Genomic DNA, 18,874 nt, shown 5'->3' with positions numbered 1-18,874 from the left:
TTACCTGCATGATAACGTCGCGGCATATCCCGTTCTATGTCTGGTTTTTCCGGATCTTCACTCATCTCATGATAAAAAGGCATTTCTCAAAAGTTGTCGTTCACGGAGCATTTAAGGATCGTGGCTTGCCTGTTTTACTGATCGGCAATCATTTCAGCTGGTGGGATGGATTCATTGCCTATTACCTGAACGATAGGCTTTTCAGGAGGATCTACCATGTCATGATGCTGGAGGAGCAGTTACGAGACAGAATGTTTCTCAATAAGGCGGGTGCTTTTTCGATCGATAAAGGAAAACGGTCGATGGTTGAATCCTTGTCGTATGCCGCTGATCTCTTGCAAACTAAGGACAATTTGCTTGTGCTGTATCCGCAGGGTAAATTTCAGTCGATCCATCACCGGCCGGTGCAGTTTGAAAAGGGATTTGTCGTGATCCTTGAAAAAGCTGCTGAGAGCGGATTCCAGATGATCTTTTATGTCGCTCTGACCGATTATTATGAATACCGCAAACCCATGCTGCACATTTATTTAAAGGAGGTTTCCTATTTTGCTGGAATGACAGCCGACGACCTGGAGGCAGCCTACAATGCATTCTATCTCGGCAGTGAAAACCTTCAGAGGGGATGCCAATGACCATTCTAGCGGTTATCTCCTGGGTATTTCTGGCCATCAGGTTCTGTGTGGCGCTTGCGAACCTGTTGCAGCGCCAGTGGTTAAGAAGTGCTTCTCCTGGCGTCACGCCATTGGTTTCCATTCTCATTCCCGCACGCAACGAAGAAAAGAACATCCGATACCTTCTGGAAAGCATCCGCCATCAGGATTATCCATCCTTCGAAGTGATCGTTTACGATGATGAGTCGGTTGATTCCACTGCAGGGATCGTCAGGCAGTATACAGATCAGGACCCGCGTTTTTCGTTAATCAAGGGGATTCGTAAACCAGCCGGATGGCTTGGGAAGAACCATGCCTGCCATCAGCTGGCAACAAAGGCCAGGGGTGAGTACCTGCTGTTCCTGGATGCAGATGTGGAAATCGGGAAAAACCTGATCAGCAACGCACTGGCGCACCTTTTACAAAAACGGCTCAAACTGTTCAGCCTGTTTCCACAGCAGACGATGGTCTCCTGGGGTGAGAGGATCACAGTGCCCATCATGAATTATATTCTGGTGAGCCTTTTACCGCTTTCGATGATCAAAAACAGCCACAGACCTTCTTTTGCCGCAGCCAATGGGCAGTTCATGCTGTTCGACGCAGAAGTCTACCGGAAGCACTGGTTCCATCATGCCGTCAGACAGAAAATGGTCGAAGATATTTTGATCATGAAGCTTATGAAAAAAATGCGGTACAGGGTACATACCCTCCTGAGCAATGGCCAGATCAGGTGCAGGATGTACAGCGACTTTCGGGAGGCCGTCCAGGGTTTTTCGCGGAATGTGCTCGAATACTTCGGAGGTCATATCCTGACCATGCTCCTTTTTGCACTTTTAACGGTATGTGGATTTATTTTTGTTTTCTTTGGTCTCCCACCGGAATGGTTCATTGCGTATCTGGGGCTGAACCTGTTTCTTTCCGTGATTGTTTCACTGGTCAGCAGGCAGCCGGTGTTTAAAAATCTTGTGTTGTTACCCGTTCAGAAAGTCGTTTTTTTATGGATTGGATTTCTGGCGGTAAAAAATAGATGGAGTGGCGTTTGGTACTGGAAGGACCGTAAAATAGAGGAATGAGAGATCATAGGCCGGATGGCGGGCTGGGAGAGTGTAATGCTCCGAATGGAAGCGCAGGCTGCCCAATCGGTGGATACGAAGCTGCATTTTGACCTTTTACGGGCCGAGTATGGTTACATCGGTTACTGCCTGAGCCAGGATTTGACAGATAAAGCTCCCGTATGGCAAAGACCGGAAATCACATCTGAACCCATGGACTTCGAGCATGGTAACGCTGATCAAAAAGCCTGACTGTCTTTCTTTTCAAAGGTGATCGGCCTGACGACAAAGTAGATTCCGCAGAACGATACGATCACCGTGATGAAATAGAACATCAGGCTTAGAGCCACCGACAGGTGGGTGTCCACGCTCAGGAACTGGGCCCCGTACAGGAATGTGATCTCCCTGGCACCGGCCCCCCCAACGGTGATGGGAATGATGGCCACAATGCTGGAAATAAGGAAAAGGAACAGGTACGGAAAATCAGGTCCCGAATGATGAAACGCAGCCAGAATGCATGAAGCGCACAGGACCTGCAGGAGCTGCACCCCGATGGAGTAAAGGGTGAGCGGTACGTATGCTGAGACATAATCCCTGAACAGCCACCTCATCCCCAGGTAAAGACCTGCGAGCAACAGGGGTATTGCGGCAAAGACCCACGAACGGTAGGGCAGGGGAGGGGTGACAAAATAAAGAAAACAGAGAGCCACCACCCAAAGCATGACAATGCCCGCCACCCTGTCCATGAAAACGGCTCCCAGGATCTTTTTGGCCCTTACATCGTAATTTTTGTTCAAAAGGTAGATCTTGTAGCCATCCCCGCCAATTCCTCCCGGGAGAAACAGGTTGTAGAACATCCCGATCAGATAAAGCTTCATGTTGGTAAGGGAGGCGAGGGGAATGTCGATGCGGCGGAAGAGAATGTTCAACCGGATGGAGGAAAGAACCTTGGAACCGGCAAATAAAAGCAGGGCTGCAACCAGAAACCAGACGTTCGCTTTCCTGTAAAGCGCAAAAACTTCTGAAAAATTGATCTTGCTGAAGACAAAATAGAGGGCTGCCGCAGTGATAACGAATTTCAGAGCAGTCGTTGCATATTTCCTATAGTTGCTGCCCACCCCTGAAAATGCCTCTGATCCGGTACGGTTTCTTGTTTTGCGATTCATAATAGGTTCTCATCTGAAGTTCGGCAATGATGCCGGTGGTGATCAGCTGAAAGCCGGCTATTACCAGAAGGATGCCCAGCAGAAGCAGCGGTTTTCCCCAGATATCCTGTCCCTGGAGCTTCAGGATCAGCATGTAAATGTTGATGATGATCCCTGCCAAGAGGATAAGGAATCCCCATTTCCCGAAAAAGTGCATGGGGCGCTGCAGGTAATTCTTGTTGAAGGTCAGCAGCAGCAGGTCGCTGACCACTTTCAAGGTCCGCGACAGACCATACTTTGATTTTCCGTGGATCCTGGGATGATGGCTGACGTCCACCTGCGTAATCCGGGCACCTTCCAGGGCTGCCAGCACGGCGATGAACCTGTGCATCTCGCCGTAAAGTCCCAGGCTCTTTGCCAGGTCACTCCGGAAAACCTTCAGTGCGCATCCGTTATCCCTGATCTTTACACCCGTTGCCTTCATGATGATCCTGTTCGCGATGAAGGAAGGGATCTTACGTACAAAAAAGTCATCCCTGCGGTTGACCCTGACCCCGGTAACCATGTCAAAGTCGCCTCCCTCAGCTATCCTGATCATGCCGGGGATATCCGCCGGATCATTTTGCAGGTCTCCGTCCATGGTAACGATGAAATCTCCGGTAGCATAATCAATGCCGGCGGCGAGCGCTGAGCTTTGGCCGTAATTCTTCTTAAAGACGATCAGGTTCAGATGAGGATCCGGAATGGATCTGATCGTTTCAACCGTCCGGTCTGTTGAACCGTCGTCCACATAGATGATCTCGTAATCCATATCCTTCAGCGCGGATGTGATCCGGCCGACCAGGGGCTTGATGTTCTCTTCTTCGTTGAAAACCGTAACGACAACGGAAATCTTGCTCATTCCTGATGCTTTATGTGCCTTCCTGCTCTCTCTGCACCGCCGTGTTTACCTATGAGCGCACGGAGGAAGAACAAAAGTAACAAGATTACCGTAATTCTGATGCGATATTTGACAGGGGATTTTCATTGCACCAGTTCAGGCCGGGTATTTTGAATAATTACCCTATCTTTGACGCACGAACAGAAATTTTGTGACATGCCAAGAGTCCTTTTGACAGGGATCGCCGGATTCATCGGATTTCACCTGGCCAGGCGCCTGGCTGCTGAAGGTTACAGCATTCTTGGGATCGACAATATCAACGACTATTATGATCCGTCGCTGAAGCTCGCAAGGCTGAAAGAGCTTGGATTTTCCCCGGCATCCATCCGTGACTATGAAGAGATCCCCTCGCGAATCCATCCGGGCATTGGATTCCTTAAACTTGACCTAACTGAACGTGAACGTGTTGAATCTCTTTTTAAAAAGGAATCCTTTCCGCGGGTGGTTCACCTGGCAGCACAGCCGGGCGCCCGTGCAAGCCTGACCCAGCCCTATGCCTACATTGAAAGTAACATCCTCGGATTTGTCCATATTCTGGAAGGCTGCAGAAGCACGCACGTTGAACATTTCGTTTATGCCAGCAGCTCGAGCGTTTATGGCGGGAATAAAAAACAACCCTACCACGAGGACGACCGCGTGGATACCCCTGTAAGCCTTTACGCCGCCACAAAACGGTCGGATGAACTGATGGCCTATACCTATAGCCATCTTTTCGGAATACCCACCACCGGACTGCGCTTCTTCACAGTCTATGGTCCCTGGGGCAGGCCGGATATGGCTTATTACAAATTTGTAAAGGCAATCTTTGAAAATCAGCCGATCGATGTTTATAACGAAGGGAACCTGGAAAGGGATTTCACGTATGTGGATGATATCATACAAGGGGTCCACGCTGTTTTACAAAAACCCCCCAGTGGCTCCCCTCCGTATCAACTCTTTAACATAGGTCATTCCCAGCCTGTGAATCTGCTGACCTTTATTGAAGTGATTGAGAACTCATTGGGAAAAAAAGCCATAAAACGCCTGCTTCCCATGCAGCAGGGTGATGTTTTGTCGACCTACGCTGACACGGGGCGCCTGGAGGAATATTCGGGATTCAAGCCATTGACGACAATTGAACAGGGCATTCGCAGGTTCACTGAATGGTATTTGAGCTACCATGCCAAAAATAAATGACCGGATGCTCGGACAAAAACAGCAGTCGCCCTACTTTTATTTTGTTCTGGCACTGGTTCTTGCCCTGCCGGCGTTTCTGACCTATCTTGGATTGATGCCCTTCATACCGGACGAAGCCATCCGGTCGCTGGTCTCCCTTGAAATGACGCAGACGGGAAATTATCTCACACCCACCCTCGGAGGGGAACTTTATCTTAAAAAACCACCACTCTACAACTGGATCATCGTCTTGTTTTTTCAGATTTCCGGGCACAAGAATGAATTCGTCATGCGGTTGCCGGTCATCATTTTTCTCCTGTGTTATGCCTTCACCATTTATCATTTTGTCCGGAAAGAACTGGGACCCCGTATGGGAACCCTGGTTGCCCTGATGTTCCTGACCAACGGAAGGGTATTGTTCTATGAATCGGAGCACGGATTGATCGACATCACGTTCTCGTGGCTGATGTATCTGTTTTTCATGCTGAGCTATCATTATATGAAACGGGAGAAATACCTGACCCTGTTCCTCACTGCTTACGGGATCGCGGCAATCTCCTATTTGATGAAAGGATTGCCCAGTCTTGTTTTTCTGGCAATCTCACTGCTGGTGCTTTTTATTTCCGAAAAGAAATTCCGGATCTTGTTCAACTGGAGGCACTTTGCAGGGATCGGACTGCTGATCCTGATCGTAGGCCTGTATTACCTGGCTTATTTTAAAAGGAACGCGCTTGACCCCGGATCTTTATTCTCTTCTCTGTTGGGGGAAACAACGCGCAGAACCGTGATCCGGTTCGGCTGGGAACGTACACTCACGCATCTTTTTACTTTTCCGCTCGAAATGTTCTATCATTTCCTTCCCTGGACCATCTTATCTTTCGTGCTGTTTGTAAAAGGCAGCTTCAGGAAAATACGCCACCACCGGTTTTTGTGGTACAACGCCCTGCTTATACTTTTTAACATCATCGTATACTGGACATCCCCCGAAGTGCATCCCAGGTACATACTGATGCTGATCCCTCCTTTCTTCACCCTCCTGCTTTATCTGTACGTTGATCTTAAAGAGCAAAATAATAAATTATGTTTATGGATTGAATATGTTTTGGGCGCCGTATTAATCGTTCTTACGCTGGGTATGGTCATTCCAATGTTCATTGACCCGGCAAAACAGCTTCCCATGATCGTCTTGATCAGTATCAGCCTGCTGATGACCCTGGCAGTGATCACGTTCAGTTACTGGAAGCAGGCTTCAGAGAGGCTGTTCCTGGTTGTCATCGCACTGCTGGTCCTCCGGATCGGCTTCGACCTGATCGTCCTTCCTTCCAGGTATTATGAAGCCAAAGAAGTCAGAAGCAGGGAGATCGCCAGGCAGCTGGGACGTGAAACCAGGGGGACGCCTTTGTACATCTGGTGGAATCCTGGCAAAACGCCGGATCCGTATTATGGCAAACGCCGGACAGAGTATGCATTCATGTTCTACATCAGCGCTGAACGTCAAGAGCAGCTGAGATTCTCATCGGAAATTGATCCGGAAGCCTTCTACATCGCCAGGGAAGAAGACCTTGAAGGGTATGCGGTTGACACCCTCCGTCAAATTGCTCCCCCGGATCACCAGGGCTTGCTCTATCTGGTGGCTTTCAGGGAAAAAAAGGATCGGTAAAGGGCTTTTTCTTTTACAACAGGGCTTTCCTGTAAGTGGCAATGACTCTTTTCCTTGCCATCTCTTGATCGACGATCGGAGCCGGGTAACGCTCGGGATCCCTGTATTCGGGGACCCAGTCCTGAACGTATTTTTCCTGCGGATCGTATTTTTTAGTCTGGAGATAGGGATTGAAAACGCGAAAGTACGGAGCGGCGTCGCATCCGGTTCCTGCCGCCCATTGCCAGCCACCGTTGTTCGAAGCGAGTTCAAAGTCCAGCAGTTTTCGGGCAAACCAGGCTTCTCCCCATCGCCAGTCGACCAGCAGGTGTTTGACAAGGAAACTCGCTGTGACCATACGGAGCCTGTTATGCATGAAACCTGTCGTATTCAGCTCCCTCATTCCTGCATCCACCAGTGGAAAACCGGTACGTCCGGTGCACCAGGCTTCAAAATCCTTTTCGTTGTTCAACCAGTGGATCGAGTCGTAGGCCGGTTTGAAAGCTGAATTTGTCACCCGGGGGAAATGCCAGAGGATGTTCCCCATATAAAACTCCCTCCAGATCAGCTCATTAAGCCATTTCTCATTCAGTTCCCAGGCCAGCCGTACCAGATGCCTGACCGAAACCGTACCGAACCGGAGGTGGACGCTCATCCGGCTGGTGCCATTGACAGAGGGAAGATCGCGGGTGAGATGGTAATTGCGGATGATGTCTTTATCCGGTTCCGGAGGGGGCATTGTTATCTCAGACGGGATGAAACCCAGTTCGTCAATCGAAAGTAATGGCCGGGGTGAAAGTTGATCGAAAGAGGTTGAATACGCTTTTACATCATAGGTTTGAAAGGGAGTATCGTAAAAATGGGCTTTCCAGCGGTTCATGTAAGGCGTAAAAACGGTGTAGGGTGTTCCGTCGGCCTTAGTGACTTCATTTTTTTCAAAGATGACCTGATCCTTGAACGATCTGAACTCAATTCCCCTGTCGTTCAGCAGGTCTGCAATCTTCTTGTCGCGGTCTCTTGCATAAGGCTCATAGTCGTGATTGCAGTAAACGGCGCTGACCTCCTTTTCTGAGGTCAATTTTTTAAAGATCTCCACAGGATCACCCTGTAATACCAGCAATGAACTTCCGTAGCGGAGCAATTCGGATTGAATGCGTTCAAGAGCCCTGTGAATGAACGTGATCCGGGCATCATTCCTGTCTTCAAGCTTATCGAGGATGTTTCTGTCGAAAATGAAAACGGGCCTGACATTCCCTTTCTCTTTCAAGGCGTAGTGAAGACCGGTGTTATCCTCCAGCCGGAGATCCCTCCGAAACCAGAACAGGGTGATGGCCATACGGGACGAAGGATTGATGAATGTTTATTCTTTGGATTCTTTCAGGTACTCACTGATGATCTCCGACGCTCTGACAAGGTGGTTTTCTGTCACGTAGATCAGCGCTGCGTCCTCAGGGGAACCCGAGGCCCAGCCCGCAATGACGCTTTCTTCCAGCGTGTTGCGCAGCATCGCTTCAATACCGTTTTTACGGAGTATTTCTATCAGGTACTCAGCTTCTACGATCGAACCCGTGTAAACACGTTTAATGCCTTCTTGTTCTTCCATTGTTTGAATTTTTAAGGCAAGATACGAAATTTCTCTATTTTTGTAGCTTCATAGCGATAATTTTGTATCTTTCTGCTGGTATTTGCTGGAGTGAAAAGTGGACATTCATTTTGATACATCATGAAAAAATCGGTATTGACACTCGTGAGCCTGCTGTTTCTATTGAGCCTGATCCATTGGGCACAGGGCCAGCAGGTCATATCCTCCGGCGGAAATTATAGTGAGGCAGGGGGAATTTCCGTAAGCTGGACCCTGGGAGAGCCAGTAATAGCAACATTTTCAAATGACGGCCTGATCCTTACCCAGGGATTCCAGCAACCAACGATGATCATCGGCGGGCATTTACTAACCATTCCTGCCGGATGGAGCGGGATTTCCAGCTGGGTGAGTCCAACGGTTCCTCTGGCGGAGGATATTTTCGATCCCGTGGAGAACGATCTGATTGTCCTTTTGAATCCATACGGCCAGGTTTACTGGCCGGCCGAGGGAGTGAACCAGATCGATCCACCTCCTGCTGATGAGCAGGGGTGGGTATCGCATCAGGGATACATTGTTAAGATGGAAGAGGAAGTACTGGTTCTCATCGGCGGACTGGCTGAGAACGACCTGATGGTGGATCTGCCATCCGGATGGTTCATCCTTCCGGTCCTGGCCCAGACGGTGGTTCCCTCCAATAACCTCTTTGGTCAGCTTGATCCTAATCTGGTCATCGCCAAGGAAATTGCCGGCAACCGTATCTGGTGGCCTGCCATGGGCATTCATACCCTGACAAATGCAGAACCCGGCAAATCGTATCAGATACTGCTTTTAGCCTCTGATGTGCTTGATTTCGCACCCTTCAATGCACCTGTACCGATCGGGCCCACGCACATTGAACTGAATCAGCTTACCAATGTTACTCCCTGGAACGATGTCGAATTTACGGGTACATCGCACACGATCGCCATCAGCGGGGATGCGTGGGGTACGATTGAAGGTCTTTCTTATGGGGATTATATGGGTGCATTCACACCTAACGGTTTATGCAGCGGAATGATGGTCTATACAGGGAAGGGAGAAGCACTTTCCATCACTGCCTTTGGTGATGACCCTACAACACCATCATCCATCGAAGGTTTTTTAAGCGATGAACCTATGCATTTCCGCCTGTACCGTCCTTCAGCCAATGAAGAGTTTCAACTGTCGGCTTCCTTCGATCCATCTCTCCCTCATACGGATATCTATCAGGTTAACGGGCTTTCGGGGATCGTTGGTCTGACGTTGATGGCGACTTCCATTACCGAAACCGGATTCAGTGATGTGGAGATCTATCCGAATCCTGCCGGCGACCTGGTGATGATCAAATGCATTGGGAACATTTCCCGCGATGCACGTTTATCTGTTTATGCTATCGGAAGCGGGCAATTGGTCATGGAAACCCGTATCGAAGACAATTTAACTGAACTTGACATCCAGGAATTAGCTCAGGGTATTTATTTCGTCAGGATCACCGATGGGCATGAAATCATCATAAAAAAGCTGGTCAAGCAGTCCAACCGGTTTAACTATTAAAAGAGACAGAACCATGGCAGGGAACCTCTTCAATTTTCGTGTGTTTTGTGCAACGATCCTTTTCTTCGTTCCGGTTCTTCTAAAGGCCCAGTTGCCTCCGGGTTGGGATTACATTCCTTCCTATTCCTCACATATCGTAGCCATTCCACTGGGCATTGGTCCGACCTTCAATGGCGTACCAATGACGGCGGGGGATCACATCGGCGTGTTTTATGATGATGATGGCGAACTAAAATGTGCAGGAGCTGTGGTTTGGAATGCAACCGCCAGTGTGTCGGTCAGCGCATATGGCGATGATCCCTATGAAACCGGTAAACAGGGTTTCAATGAGAACGATTCCATTTACTGGAAGCTGTATCACTGGCCTGAAGCCCAGGAGGCTGACGGAGAAGCCACGTGGCAGGATGGCTGCCCGGGATGCACGCACTGGGATGGTCGCTGGCACGATTACGGCTTATCGGCACTGGAAACCCTGCAGGCTGTTACTTTTCTTCCGGGCGACGCAAATGGAGACGGAATCGTGAACGTGCTCGATGTGATCACGGTCGTGAACTACATCATGGAGCTGAATCCTCCTGTCTTCTTCTTCAATGCCGCGGATGTCACGGTTGATGGTGTTGTTAACGTACTGGACATTATTGGGATCGTGAATATTATTATGGAAACATAGGCATCACGATTACTTTGCCGTTTGTCGTTCGCTGTTAACCTGTAAAAGCAGGTTCCCGCATGCAATCCATTCACATTCCATTCAGTCGGTATTTTCCCCCTGATTGATAATGTTCTGATAAAAGGGCTACGGGTTGACCGAGGTCATTGAAGACCAGCAAGGAGTGATAAGCTCCAGAACGCAACTCAAACTGAAAAGTGGCGATTTTTACTTTATTCATTTGAACGAACTTCCGAGCTGGTCACGCAGGGAATCTTCGGAGACAAATACCTGGAATACAGTAAGAAGAGTAAAAGGTTTATTCCCTTTATATTTTAAAAATCAAAAAGCAAAGATCAAAAAGCAAATTTCAAATTTCAAAAGTACATTTGCTTTTTGCTATTTGATCTTTGATCTTCTAAGCTGATCGTCTCATTGCAGCACCAGCTTCTTCATCACGGTTTTGTCTCTCGTATGAATCCATAGGATGTACATTCCCTTTGGATACTCCGAAAGGTCTACCTGTACAGCATTTCCATCCCATGTGAACTCGCCGGCCAGTGTTCCGGTTATAGTATAGAGCTGGATAAGAGATGCGTGATCAGGATCAACAGCCGATCCCTCAGCCGTGATCTTGATCAGGCCTGCGGCGGGATTTGGATAGATCTGGATGAGCACATCACCATCAGGAATTCCGGTAATGACAGGTGAAACCGTATAAACCACCAGGTTGCAGGCGACATCCAGGGTGGGATTGAATCCGTCATCGCAATCTAAACAGGTTTCGTCGGTTACACAATCGGGATAGTTGGGATGGCAGAGATCGATATAATCTTCATAAAAAACATATTGCAGCTCGACATCCTCTTCTGCAATGAAGGATGTCATATCGTAATCGAACCACTGGGCTATGGCACCCGGGCACCATCCGGCCCTGTTATGAAACCAGGTGCCGTTCTGGGGCTGGCACCCATCCGGGTTTGGATTGCAGTCGTACCAGTTGTATTGTTCGAAGGTCTGTTCTCCATTTACCCATATGTGGTGTGTGGCTTCATAGAATTCAGCAGCATTGCCGGTATTATAATCTTCATCCCATCCATGACCTGTTGAAATCAGTTTCAGCTTTGCTGCAGTTGCCCCTTCCGGGAATTCGAGTGTACGGTTCTCAACAGGCTGGAGGTTGGCATAATCCCCAAACGGATAGATCTCATTCCATACCTCATAAACGGTGCTGTAAAAATACTCAGGCGTTCCCTGCCGGTAGTACAGGGTCAGTCCCCACAGGTAGCCGTTGTCAAGTGTGCTGCAATTGAACCGGAATTCCACTTTGCCCAGTAGAAGTGACATGTAGTCAGACAGATCGATGACACTGGAGCATTCTACGCCATATGGGGTAATATACCGGATGATCTCGTACCATTTCCCGTCGTGGCCTTTTACTTCAACGCCGCCGACCCTGTCCCATTCTCCGCAGCCGCCTGTTGGCGGACAGGTAAGCGACAAGATGGCTGTCACTTTGTCGAAGGCTCCAAAATAGGAGGGCAACTCAGCGGCCACGATCTGCGAAACGTTATTCGGATTCAGCCAGATGTTTTCTGCCGCCAGCACATCCATGTCAGATGCTCCCGGGACCAGGTTGATGCTGATGGTCTCTGCGGTTGAAGCTCCGTAATTAGTCGTGGAGGTCACAGTGATGCTGTACGTACCCCAGTCAGGAGGCATCCACCAGGCGGTGTAATGACCGTTGAAATGGTTCTGGGCATGGATCGTCTGGCCATTGATCTCAAACTTAACGTCCCTGACATAGAACAGCTCAGGATAGTCGATGGTGGAAACTGTTGAAAGCAGTATTTCCAGTAGAGAAGGTACGAACACCTCTCCTTCCAGCGGGTGCCTGACGTCAATTTCGGGGACAAAGGTCATTGGATCCAGCACCATGAAGGTATTGACGATCGGTTCTGCAGGGTCGAACACTTCATTGCCGGGTTGAGAGGCTTCAATGGCTACTTCGCCGGACACGCCACTGAGGGTGACAACATTGCCATCAATAGTGGCCGGTCCTGAAAGTATCTGGAAAATCACTCCAAGGCCTGACGTAGCCGTGGCTTCAATGTCGAATGACGGGTCATTCGTCAGATGGTTTGGGATTTGCGGAAACGAGATGGCCTGGTAGCCGGGATCCAGCTCACCATTGAAATTGGACGTTTCACCCGTTAACGCGAAATTCATCAGATCGGCATCCCTTTCGCCATTGCCGGTCTCCGAGATAAGTTTAGTGATTGCCGTGTTATCGCCCCCTGGATCTCCCTGGTTAAATTTATAATATAACTGAAGTCCTGGTTCGGTACCCGTCAGCTCATCATCCATGATGTCCTGGATTTCAGTTTGCGTCAGGGCTTTATTCCAGGCGGAAATTTCGTCAATTCTCCCGCCATAGACAAAATTATAAGTGCCTAAAATGCTTTTCCCGATGCCAAACGTAACAGTTTCACCCGTAAAATTTCCCGAGGCAGCTTTGCTGCCCACGAAATTCCCGTTGACATATAAAGTTATTGCACTTCCATCGTAGATCCAGGCAATGTGCTGCCAGACCTGAGGAATGATGGTGTTCGCCGGTGCGACGTATTCGTGGAATCCGTCGGTGGTCACCAGGCGGCATTCCATCACGCCATTACTCAGCTGGATCAGATAGAATTCGGCCGTTCCGGAGCCGGCACGAAATCCCATATAGCCCTGCCCGTAAGCCAACTCGTCACAATAGAACCATCCGGTCAGGGAGACCTGGCTGCTTCCGGAAAAATACTGGGACGCGTTTGGAAGCTGAACGAAATCGTCAACACGATCGAAATGAAGGTACTGATTGGTCTGGGATGTGAGCAGGAGAGGTAGCAGCACAATGATCATCAGTGCCGGCAAGCTGATTTTGAAGTTGAAAATTTTCATTGTTTTATGATTTTTGGATTTGCACTGGTACTCATATCAGTGATTAGTTATTAGTTATTATTTTGTCATGGGATCCACCAGATTTTGATTTCCGGCGAATTCCCGCCCTGTCTGGAAATCGCTTTTTCACAATTGATTGAATTGAATTCAACTTCAGAGGGAGGGTAGGGGAGCCTGTAATGGTTGACAGGGGGTCCCTCCCGTGGAGTTTTACCTGTTCTGCGGGCAAGCGCATAAGCTTCCCAGGGCTGGCGGAACGCATCCATCCACCATTGCGTGTAAATGAACTGCAGCTTTTCTTCATCGGTGGTGGCAATCCAGCTGCCAAACTTCATCAGGACGGAAGAGGCATCAACATCATCAGGAATGTTGACCATGTCGGAAAAAGCCAGGCGTGATGTGGGCAGCTGTGAGTTTCCAGCGACCATCATCCACCATTCGACCGATGCATTGATGCCGTTCATATACTCGATGTCGGCCTGGTCCTGATCCATCCCTACACCGATCCCCCTGAAATAAGCTTCGGCCTTGATAAAATGGACCTCCGCCCCTGTGATGAATATTATGGGCATGTAATCCATATCTGCCACAATGAAGTAATTGAACGGGGAATACAGGCAGGATTCTCCCTTGATATAGAAGGCACCGGCCTGGTCCCTGTGCGTGCCATACGGAATTCCCCCCTCCGAGGGTGTGCCTGCTTCCGGTAGCTGGGGGAATGGATCCCACTGATTGTCATTGTTGGTTTCAAAAAAGATATAGGCACGCGGATCAACTATCCCGGTGCCGTCCGTGTTGTCGTTCTCTGAAAGCTGATGCCAGACATTGGATCCCATCCTGAGGTTGTTGTGCTCCCTGAACGACCAGTTAAGGCTTTCATTCCGGAATCCGATGGCTGCGGGCCATAAACAGGCACTTTCAAACACGGGGGTGATGAAATCATACCCTAAAAACACCGGCCTGTCGTTTTCGATGATCTCCCGGATGATCTCACCTGCCAGTTCCGGCTCTTTCTCCGCCATTCTCATGGCATGGCGAAGCCTCAGCGAATTGGCCAGTTTCTTCCATTTCTGCATATCCCCGTTGAACAGCTTGTCGAACTGGATAAAGGTAATAAAAGGTTCTGCGGTTTCGGCGCTTTCATCAATATGTTCATCAGCCCATTTCAATGCATCCAGCAATGTGAGGTAAATATCCCTCTGGCTGTCATACTCCGGGCGCAGCAGATCAAGGTCCTGAAATCCGTAGCCCGCTTTGCTGAACGGGATGTCTCCGAACAGATCTGTAACTTTAAACGTTTTCAAAGCCAGGGTGATCTCCAGCATGGCTCTCATGTTGACGACACCCGGTGAATCATCGTACGTGCTGAAGCGTTTCTGAAGTTCCCTGATCTCGGGTAAGGCCCCGTAATAGTTGCTCCAAATGTCTTCAGTTCCCAGCGTGAAATTTCCCCAGGCTTCTTCGGTCAGTGCAGCCTGCTGGGTTTGTTTGTACAAAATCTCATTGTTGATGTAAAACTGCTCATTCCATCCAAGTTGCAGCGAGGCGATCACACTGTTGAACAGTGCGCCGTCACTGGCCGTGGTGAACGTGTTCGGATTGGTGTTGATCTCCTCGAAATCCCTGGTGCAGGAGACCAGTACCAGGAGCAGTATGAAATATAAACCGGATGATCGATGCATTCTGTTCATGACCTTAATCCTTCCTCACATCTTTGATTTTCATTCATAATCTTCAGAAAGCTGCGGCTACGCCAAAAGTAACCGACATCGTTCCGGGCAGTGATCCCCATTCAAAGCCCTGTGCGTTTCCTGATCCCATGATCCCTTCAGGATTGATCTTGTCGGGCAGGGTGGTATAGAGGTAAAACAGATCCCTCCCGGCAATGGACAACGTCAGGTTCTGGAATATCTTTGTCTTTTCAACGATCTTTCCGGGTAAGGAATACGACAGGGATATCTCCCTCATTTTTACCCAGGAGTTTTCAAGGATCCCGGGGGTGGACAGGAATTTACCCCATCCGCCCGCGTTGGGCAGGTATTTGTAATAATAATGAACAACGTGATCATTGGGAGTCCCGTCTGCATAGACCCCATCGAGTACGATCCCGATATTGGAGGTATTGCCATCCGGATCCGTGTAGGGCAGCCCTCCGCCTTCCCTTTCCAGCAACGTTTCATTGCTCTGCCCTGTCTGCAGGGCAATGACGTAGGATCCGCAATAGATCTCGCCTCCCCATTTCGTATCGATTAACGCGACCAGCCTGAGCCCTTTGTAGACCAACTCGGTCTGCCATCCGGCAATAAAATCCGGAGAAGCATTCCCGATCGGGACGCGCGTGTCGGTGATCAGGTATTTCGTCCCTTCCTCATTCACGATTGGGCTGCCATTTTCGTGGTACACATAATCGTAGCCATAGATCGTTCCATACTCATCTCCTTCCCGCAGTGCCATGGCAGGACCGTTCAAACCCCAGATATCCGCCAGCGGATAAACTTCTGCATTGTCTCCCAGGCTTTCCACATAGTTCCTGTTGCGGGAGAAATTGATCCCTGATTTGATCAGGAAATTCTTTTTCTGCAAGGGAACCGTGTTCAGGATGAACTCAAACCCGTAGTTCGTAATGACGCCCTCGTTGATGGTGATTTTTTGTGCGCCGCTTGAAGTGGGAATCGGAAGGCCCTCCAGGATCTGTGAATAACAATACTTGTTATAATAAGTGAAATCCAGGTCAATGCGGTTTTCGAACAGGCCAAGGTTCAGCCCGGCTTCCCACGAATTCACCCGCTGCGGCAATAATTCAATGGGTGGTATGATGTCAGGGAAGCCTGCCGTCTGGTCACCTCCAAACATACCTGAATTATAGTTAAAGTCAAGCATATAGGGCTCGGTGTCAGTGGCCGTATGCGACCATCCCCCTCTTATCTTCATGAAGTTGAGCCAGCCGAGCTTTTCCTGTATATTGAATGCTTCCGTGGCAACAAAGCTTAAGGATACCGAAGGGTAGAAATACGAATTGCTCTCGGGCGGAAGGGTGGATGACCAGTCGTTCCGGCCGGTGGCTTCCAGAAAAATGAAGTTGCCGTAGGAAAGGTTCAAAAACGCATAAACTGAGTTGTTTCTTTCCTGCTTGATGCCTTCTCCCGGTACCATCCCGCCCGGGGAATCACCGGGATCTTCAAGGATCACCTCGCCATCTTCATTGGTGATGTAGGTTGGTGATGTGTAATTATCGAACGTATAGCGGTTGGGAAAGTACCACCGGCCCGAATGACCCCTGATCTCATACAGACGGTAATCCCAGCGGCTGGCTCCAAGCGTGAATTTCACATTTATCCCCGGGTGAAGGATGTCATCCTTACAGGCTGTGATCATTCCTTCGAAGATGTCGGAATAGGTTCTGTTCAGGCTGTTGGCATAATAGCCCTCTTTAATGCCCAGCACGTCAATGGGCTTATTCCTGGAAGTGTATTGATCCAGGTTGAAATCCCTGCCTGCGCGTCCGGTGAGGTTCAGCCAGGAAGTAACATCGTAGGTCAGGCTGAGCGCCCCCAGGTACTTATCCCTTTTCAGCGTGGTGTTATTGTTGAAATAATCCCACCAGAGTGTTGGATTGATGTACAGAAAAGGGTATCCTTCCTGTGGATTTTGAGAGCCATCGGGATACGCATAGAATTCCCGGTCAATTCCCTGATAACTCCTCGGCCAGGAATAGAGAAATCCTTTGCTGAATGAGTCGGCTGATTCCCCCAGCATTGGGCTGTTCAACCGGTTATAGTTGATATAGGATAAGCTGAGATCAACTGCGACCCTGGAAGATATTTTCAGGCTCGAGCCCAGGTTGATCGTGGTCCGGTCAAAATTGCTGTTATCCACGATGGCCCTGTTATCCTGACGTGTGATGGACACGCGGATGCTGCCTTTGTCATTGCCTCCCGATGCGGCAATGTTATGCGTCTGGGTATGACCATCCCGGAACACAGATTCATAGTTGTTTTGCTGTGGTAAATAAGCCCGCATCTTTCCGTCCCACCACCTGACCATTTGTCCTTCCATCCTGGGTCCCCAGGAAACAGCCGATCCATAATAGCCGAACTCTTCCGTTGTGGACCGTGTATCCCCATCCTGATTGATGATCAGGTTGTCGGTACCATAAATACCCGGGTAAAGCAATGTATCCCCGTCCATTGGAAAGGCGGGAGGTGTAAAGGAGATGGGGCCGCCGGCACCGTAAGTGTTCTGCATTTCCCTGAAACGGTAAGGGTGCACCCATTTGTAGCTGTAACTGTATGAAACGCCGATGCCTTCCTGTTTCTTTCCTTTTTTTGTGGTGATCAGTATCACGCCATTGGCTCCTTTGGAACCATACAGGGCGGAAGCTGCACCGCCCTTCAAAACCGTATAGGTCTCAATGTCCAGCGAGTTGATATCCGAAATGGAATTACCCCAGTCAACACCTCTGCCGATATTCTCCAGCCCGGGAATGTTTTCCATGGGAACATTGTCAACGACGATCAGAGGCTGGTTTCTGCCACTCAGGGTATTGTTTCCCCTGATGACGATGCGGGTAGACCCACCCTCAACGCCATCCCCCTGCGATACCTGGACTCCTGCCACCCGTCCAACGATGGCATTCAGGATATTGGGGGAATTGGACCTGGCTACCACCTCTGGCTCAATGCGCTCGGTGGAGTACCCGATTTCCCGCTCCTGGCGCTTCACACCCAGGGCCGTGACCACGACTTCTTCCAGCTCCCTTGCTGCAACCGTTAGAACAACGTTGATCACGGATTGTTCCCATACAGCAATTTCAAGAGTCTTATATCCGATATAGCTGAACTGCAGCGTGTCGTCCGAGGAAACACCGGATAAGGAATAGTTCCCCTCCAGATCTGTCGCTGTTCCTTTAACGGTCCCTTTGATCATTACCGTTACGCCAGGAATACCCCGGTCGTCATCTTCTGAAGTGACTTTTCCTTTTATGGTCCTGGATTGCGAAAAGACAAAACTGGTGATGATCGTTAGCCCAAGGGTGAATAGTATTTTCACGCTCATGTTCCTGATAGATTAAGTCCTGCCCGTTGGCCAGTAAAAAATGAAAATGCTCTATAATGTGATATATATCTGTTTCATGGCTTGAATTTTATAAGGATAACCTTCGGGCGATGAAGTTAAGAATAAATCTTCTCTTTTTAATGGATTCCTTGATTTCGTTTTCAACATCACACGCCAATAATTAATCCTGCGGGCAGGGCGTCGTTGGAAAGCAAGCAAGAAAAGAGAATACGCTATGAAGTCAACAAGCTGAACAGAGCCTGGCAGTAAAAGCTTCGTAGATTGCCTTTCCCCTGTGGGGTGGTGTATCCTGAAAACATTGGATGCACCACCCCGGGAAGGCAGGAAAGGTTAATAAAGGGTCAGAAGGATGACCTTCTTGTGATAATTCACCTGGTCGCCGCTGATGGTCAGCATATAGGCTCCCGGTGGCAGTGTCGTCAGGTCAATTACCCGCGTTACCGTGCCGCTCACGGTCCAGGGCTGGTTCAT

The 18,874-nt window shown here is 49.3% G+C and carries 14 protein-coding genes; 7 read left to right on the top strand and 7 right to left on the bottom strand.

Translation table 11 applies throughout. From position 1 onward, the window contains the following. Positions 1–8 precede the first annotated feature (8 nt). Genes PKI34_09625 through PKI34_09615 form a run of 3 tightly spaced genes read left to right on the top strand, consistent with a single transcriptional unit; the run spans position 9 to position 1,954 of the window. Positions 9–632, top strand: a complete 624-nt coding sequence (locus tag PKI34_09625; GenBank protein ID HNS18065.1) for a lysophospholipid acyltransferase family protein — start codon at positions 9–11, stop codon at positions 630–632. Next, positions 629–1,723, top strand: a complete 1,095-nt coding sequence (locus tag PKI34_09620) for a glycosyltransferase (protein HNS18064.1) — start codon at positions 629–631, stop codon at positions 1,721–1,723. Before PKI34_09625 ends, PKI34_09620 begins: the two co-directional genes overlap by 4 nt. 15 nt (positions 1,724–1,738) lie before the next feature. Next, positions 1,739–1,954 carry a hypothetical protein gene (locus tag PKI34_09615; GenBank protein HNS18063.1) on the top strand — a complete coding sequence of 72 codons (216 nt, stop codon included), beginning with the start codon at positions 1,739–1,741 and terminating at the stop codon, positions 1,952–1,954. Here the strand turns inward: PKI34_09615 and PKI34_09610 are convergent. Together PKI34_09610 and PKI34_09605 are read right to left on the bottom strand one after the other, a co-directional pair. Further along, positions 1,942–2,868 carry a lysylphosphatidylglycerol synthase transmembrane domain-containing protein gene (locus tag PKI34_09610; protein ID HNS18062.1) on the bottom strand — a complete coding sequence of 309 codons (927 nt, stop codon included), beginning with the start codon at positions 2,866–2,868 and terminating at the stop codon, positions 1,942–1,944. The two genes, PKI34_09615 and PKI34_09610, sit on opposite strands and share 13 nt — an antisense overlap. Beyond that, entirely contained in the window at positions 2,804–3,748 is a 945-nt protein-coding gene (locus tag PKI34_09605) for a glycosyltransferase family 2 protein (protein HNS18061.1), read from the bottom strand. Before PKI34_09605 ends, PKI34_09610 begins: the two co-directional genes overlap by 65 nt. 195 nt (positions 3,749–3,943) lie before the next feature. Between PKI34_09605 and PKI34_09600 the strand changes: the two genes are divergently transcribed. Further along, on the top strand, positions 3,944–4,963 hold the full coding sequence (locus PKI34_09600; protein ID HNS18060.1) for an NAD-dependent epimerase/dehydratase family protein: 1,020 nt from the start codon (positions 3,944–3,946) through the stop codon (positions 4,961–4,963). Then, positions 4,947–6,602 carry a glycosyltransferase family 39 protein gene (locus tag PKI34_09595; GenBank protein HNS18059.1) on the top strand — a complete coding sequence of 552 codons (1,656 nt, stop codon included), beginning with the start codon at positions 4,947–4,949 and terminating at the stop codon, positions 6,600–6,602. The genes PKI34_09600 and PKI34_09595 overlap by 17 nt, the downstream gene beginning before the upstream one ends. Before the next feature lie 13 nt (positions 6,603–6,615). Here PKI34_09595 and PKI34_09590 read toward each other — a convergent pair whose 3' ends face one another. Both PKI34_09590 and PKI34_09585 read right to left on the bottom strand, forming a co-directional pair. Continuing rightward, positions 6,616–7,917 carry a deoxyribodipyrimidine photo-lyase gene (locus tag PKI34_09590; GenBank protein HNS18058.1) on the bottom strand — a complete coding sequence of 434 codons (1,302 nt, stop codon included), beginning with the start codon at positions 7,915–7,917 and terminating at the stop codon, positions 6,616–6,618. A 24-nt stretch (positions 7,918–7,941) separates the two neighbouring features. Next, positions 7,942–8,184: a DUF2007 domain-containing protein gene (locus tag PKI34_09585; protein HNS18057.1), complete on the bottom strand. Its 243-nt coding sequence runs from the start codon at positions 8,182–8,184 to the stop codon at positions 7,942–7,944. A gap of 120 nt (positions 8,185–8,304) precedes the next feature. Here PKI34_09585 and PKI34_09580 point away from each other — a divergent pair, with 120 nt between their 5' ends. Then, a complete protein-coding gene (locus PKI34_09580) occupies positions 8,305–9,735 on the top strand; it encodes a T9SS type A sorting domain-containing protein (GenBank protein HNS18056.1) in 1,431 nt (476 codons plus the stop codon). Between the two features lie 13 nt (positions 9,736–9,748). Next, positions 9,749–10,405, top strand: a complete 657-nt coding sequence (locus PKI34_09575) for a dockerin type I repeat-containing protein (protein ID HNS18055.1) — start codon at positions 9,749–9,751, stop codon at positions 10,403–10,405. 411 nt (positions 10,406–10,816) lie between these two features. Here the strand turns inward: PKI34_09575 and PKI34_09570 are convergent, their stop codons facing one another. The 3 genes from PKI34_09570 to PKI34_09560 form a co-directional block, all read right to left on the bottom strand. Further along, positions 10,817–13,327: a peptide-N-glycosidase F-related protein gene (locus PKI34_09570; protein ID HNS18054.1), complete on the bottom strand. Its 2,511-nt coding sequence runs from the start codon at positions 13,325–13,327 to the stop codon at positions 10,817–10,819. Positions 13,328–13,392: 65 nt separating this feature from the next. Then, on the bottom strand, positions 13,393–15,009 hold the full coding sequence (locus tag PKI34_09565) for a SusD/RagB family nutrient-binding outer membrane lipoprotein (protein ID HNS18053.1): 1,617 nt from the start codon (positions 15,007–15,009) through the stop codon (positions 13,393–13,395). Positions 15,010–15,061: 52 nt separating this feature from the next. Continuing rightward, on the bottom strand, positions 15,062–18,382 hold the full coding sequence (locus PKI34_09560) for a SusC/RagA family TonB-linked outer membrane protein (GenBank protein HNS18052.1): 3,321 nt from the start codon (positions 18,380–18,382) through the stop codon (positions 15,062–15,064). Positions 18,383–18,874 lie beyond the last annotated feature (492 nt).

The organism is Bacteroidales bacterium, from assembly GCA_035342335.1.
Classification (GTDB): domain Bacteria; phylum Bacteroidota; class Bacteroidia; order Bacteroidales; family JAGONC01; genus JAGONC01.
The sequence above is the reverse complement of the archived record's forward strand: the minus strand, read 5'-3'. Positions and strand labels throughout refer to the sequence as shown.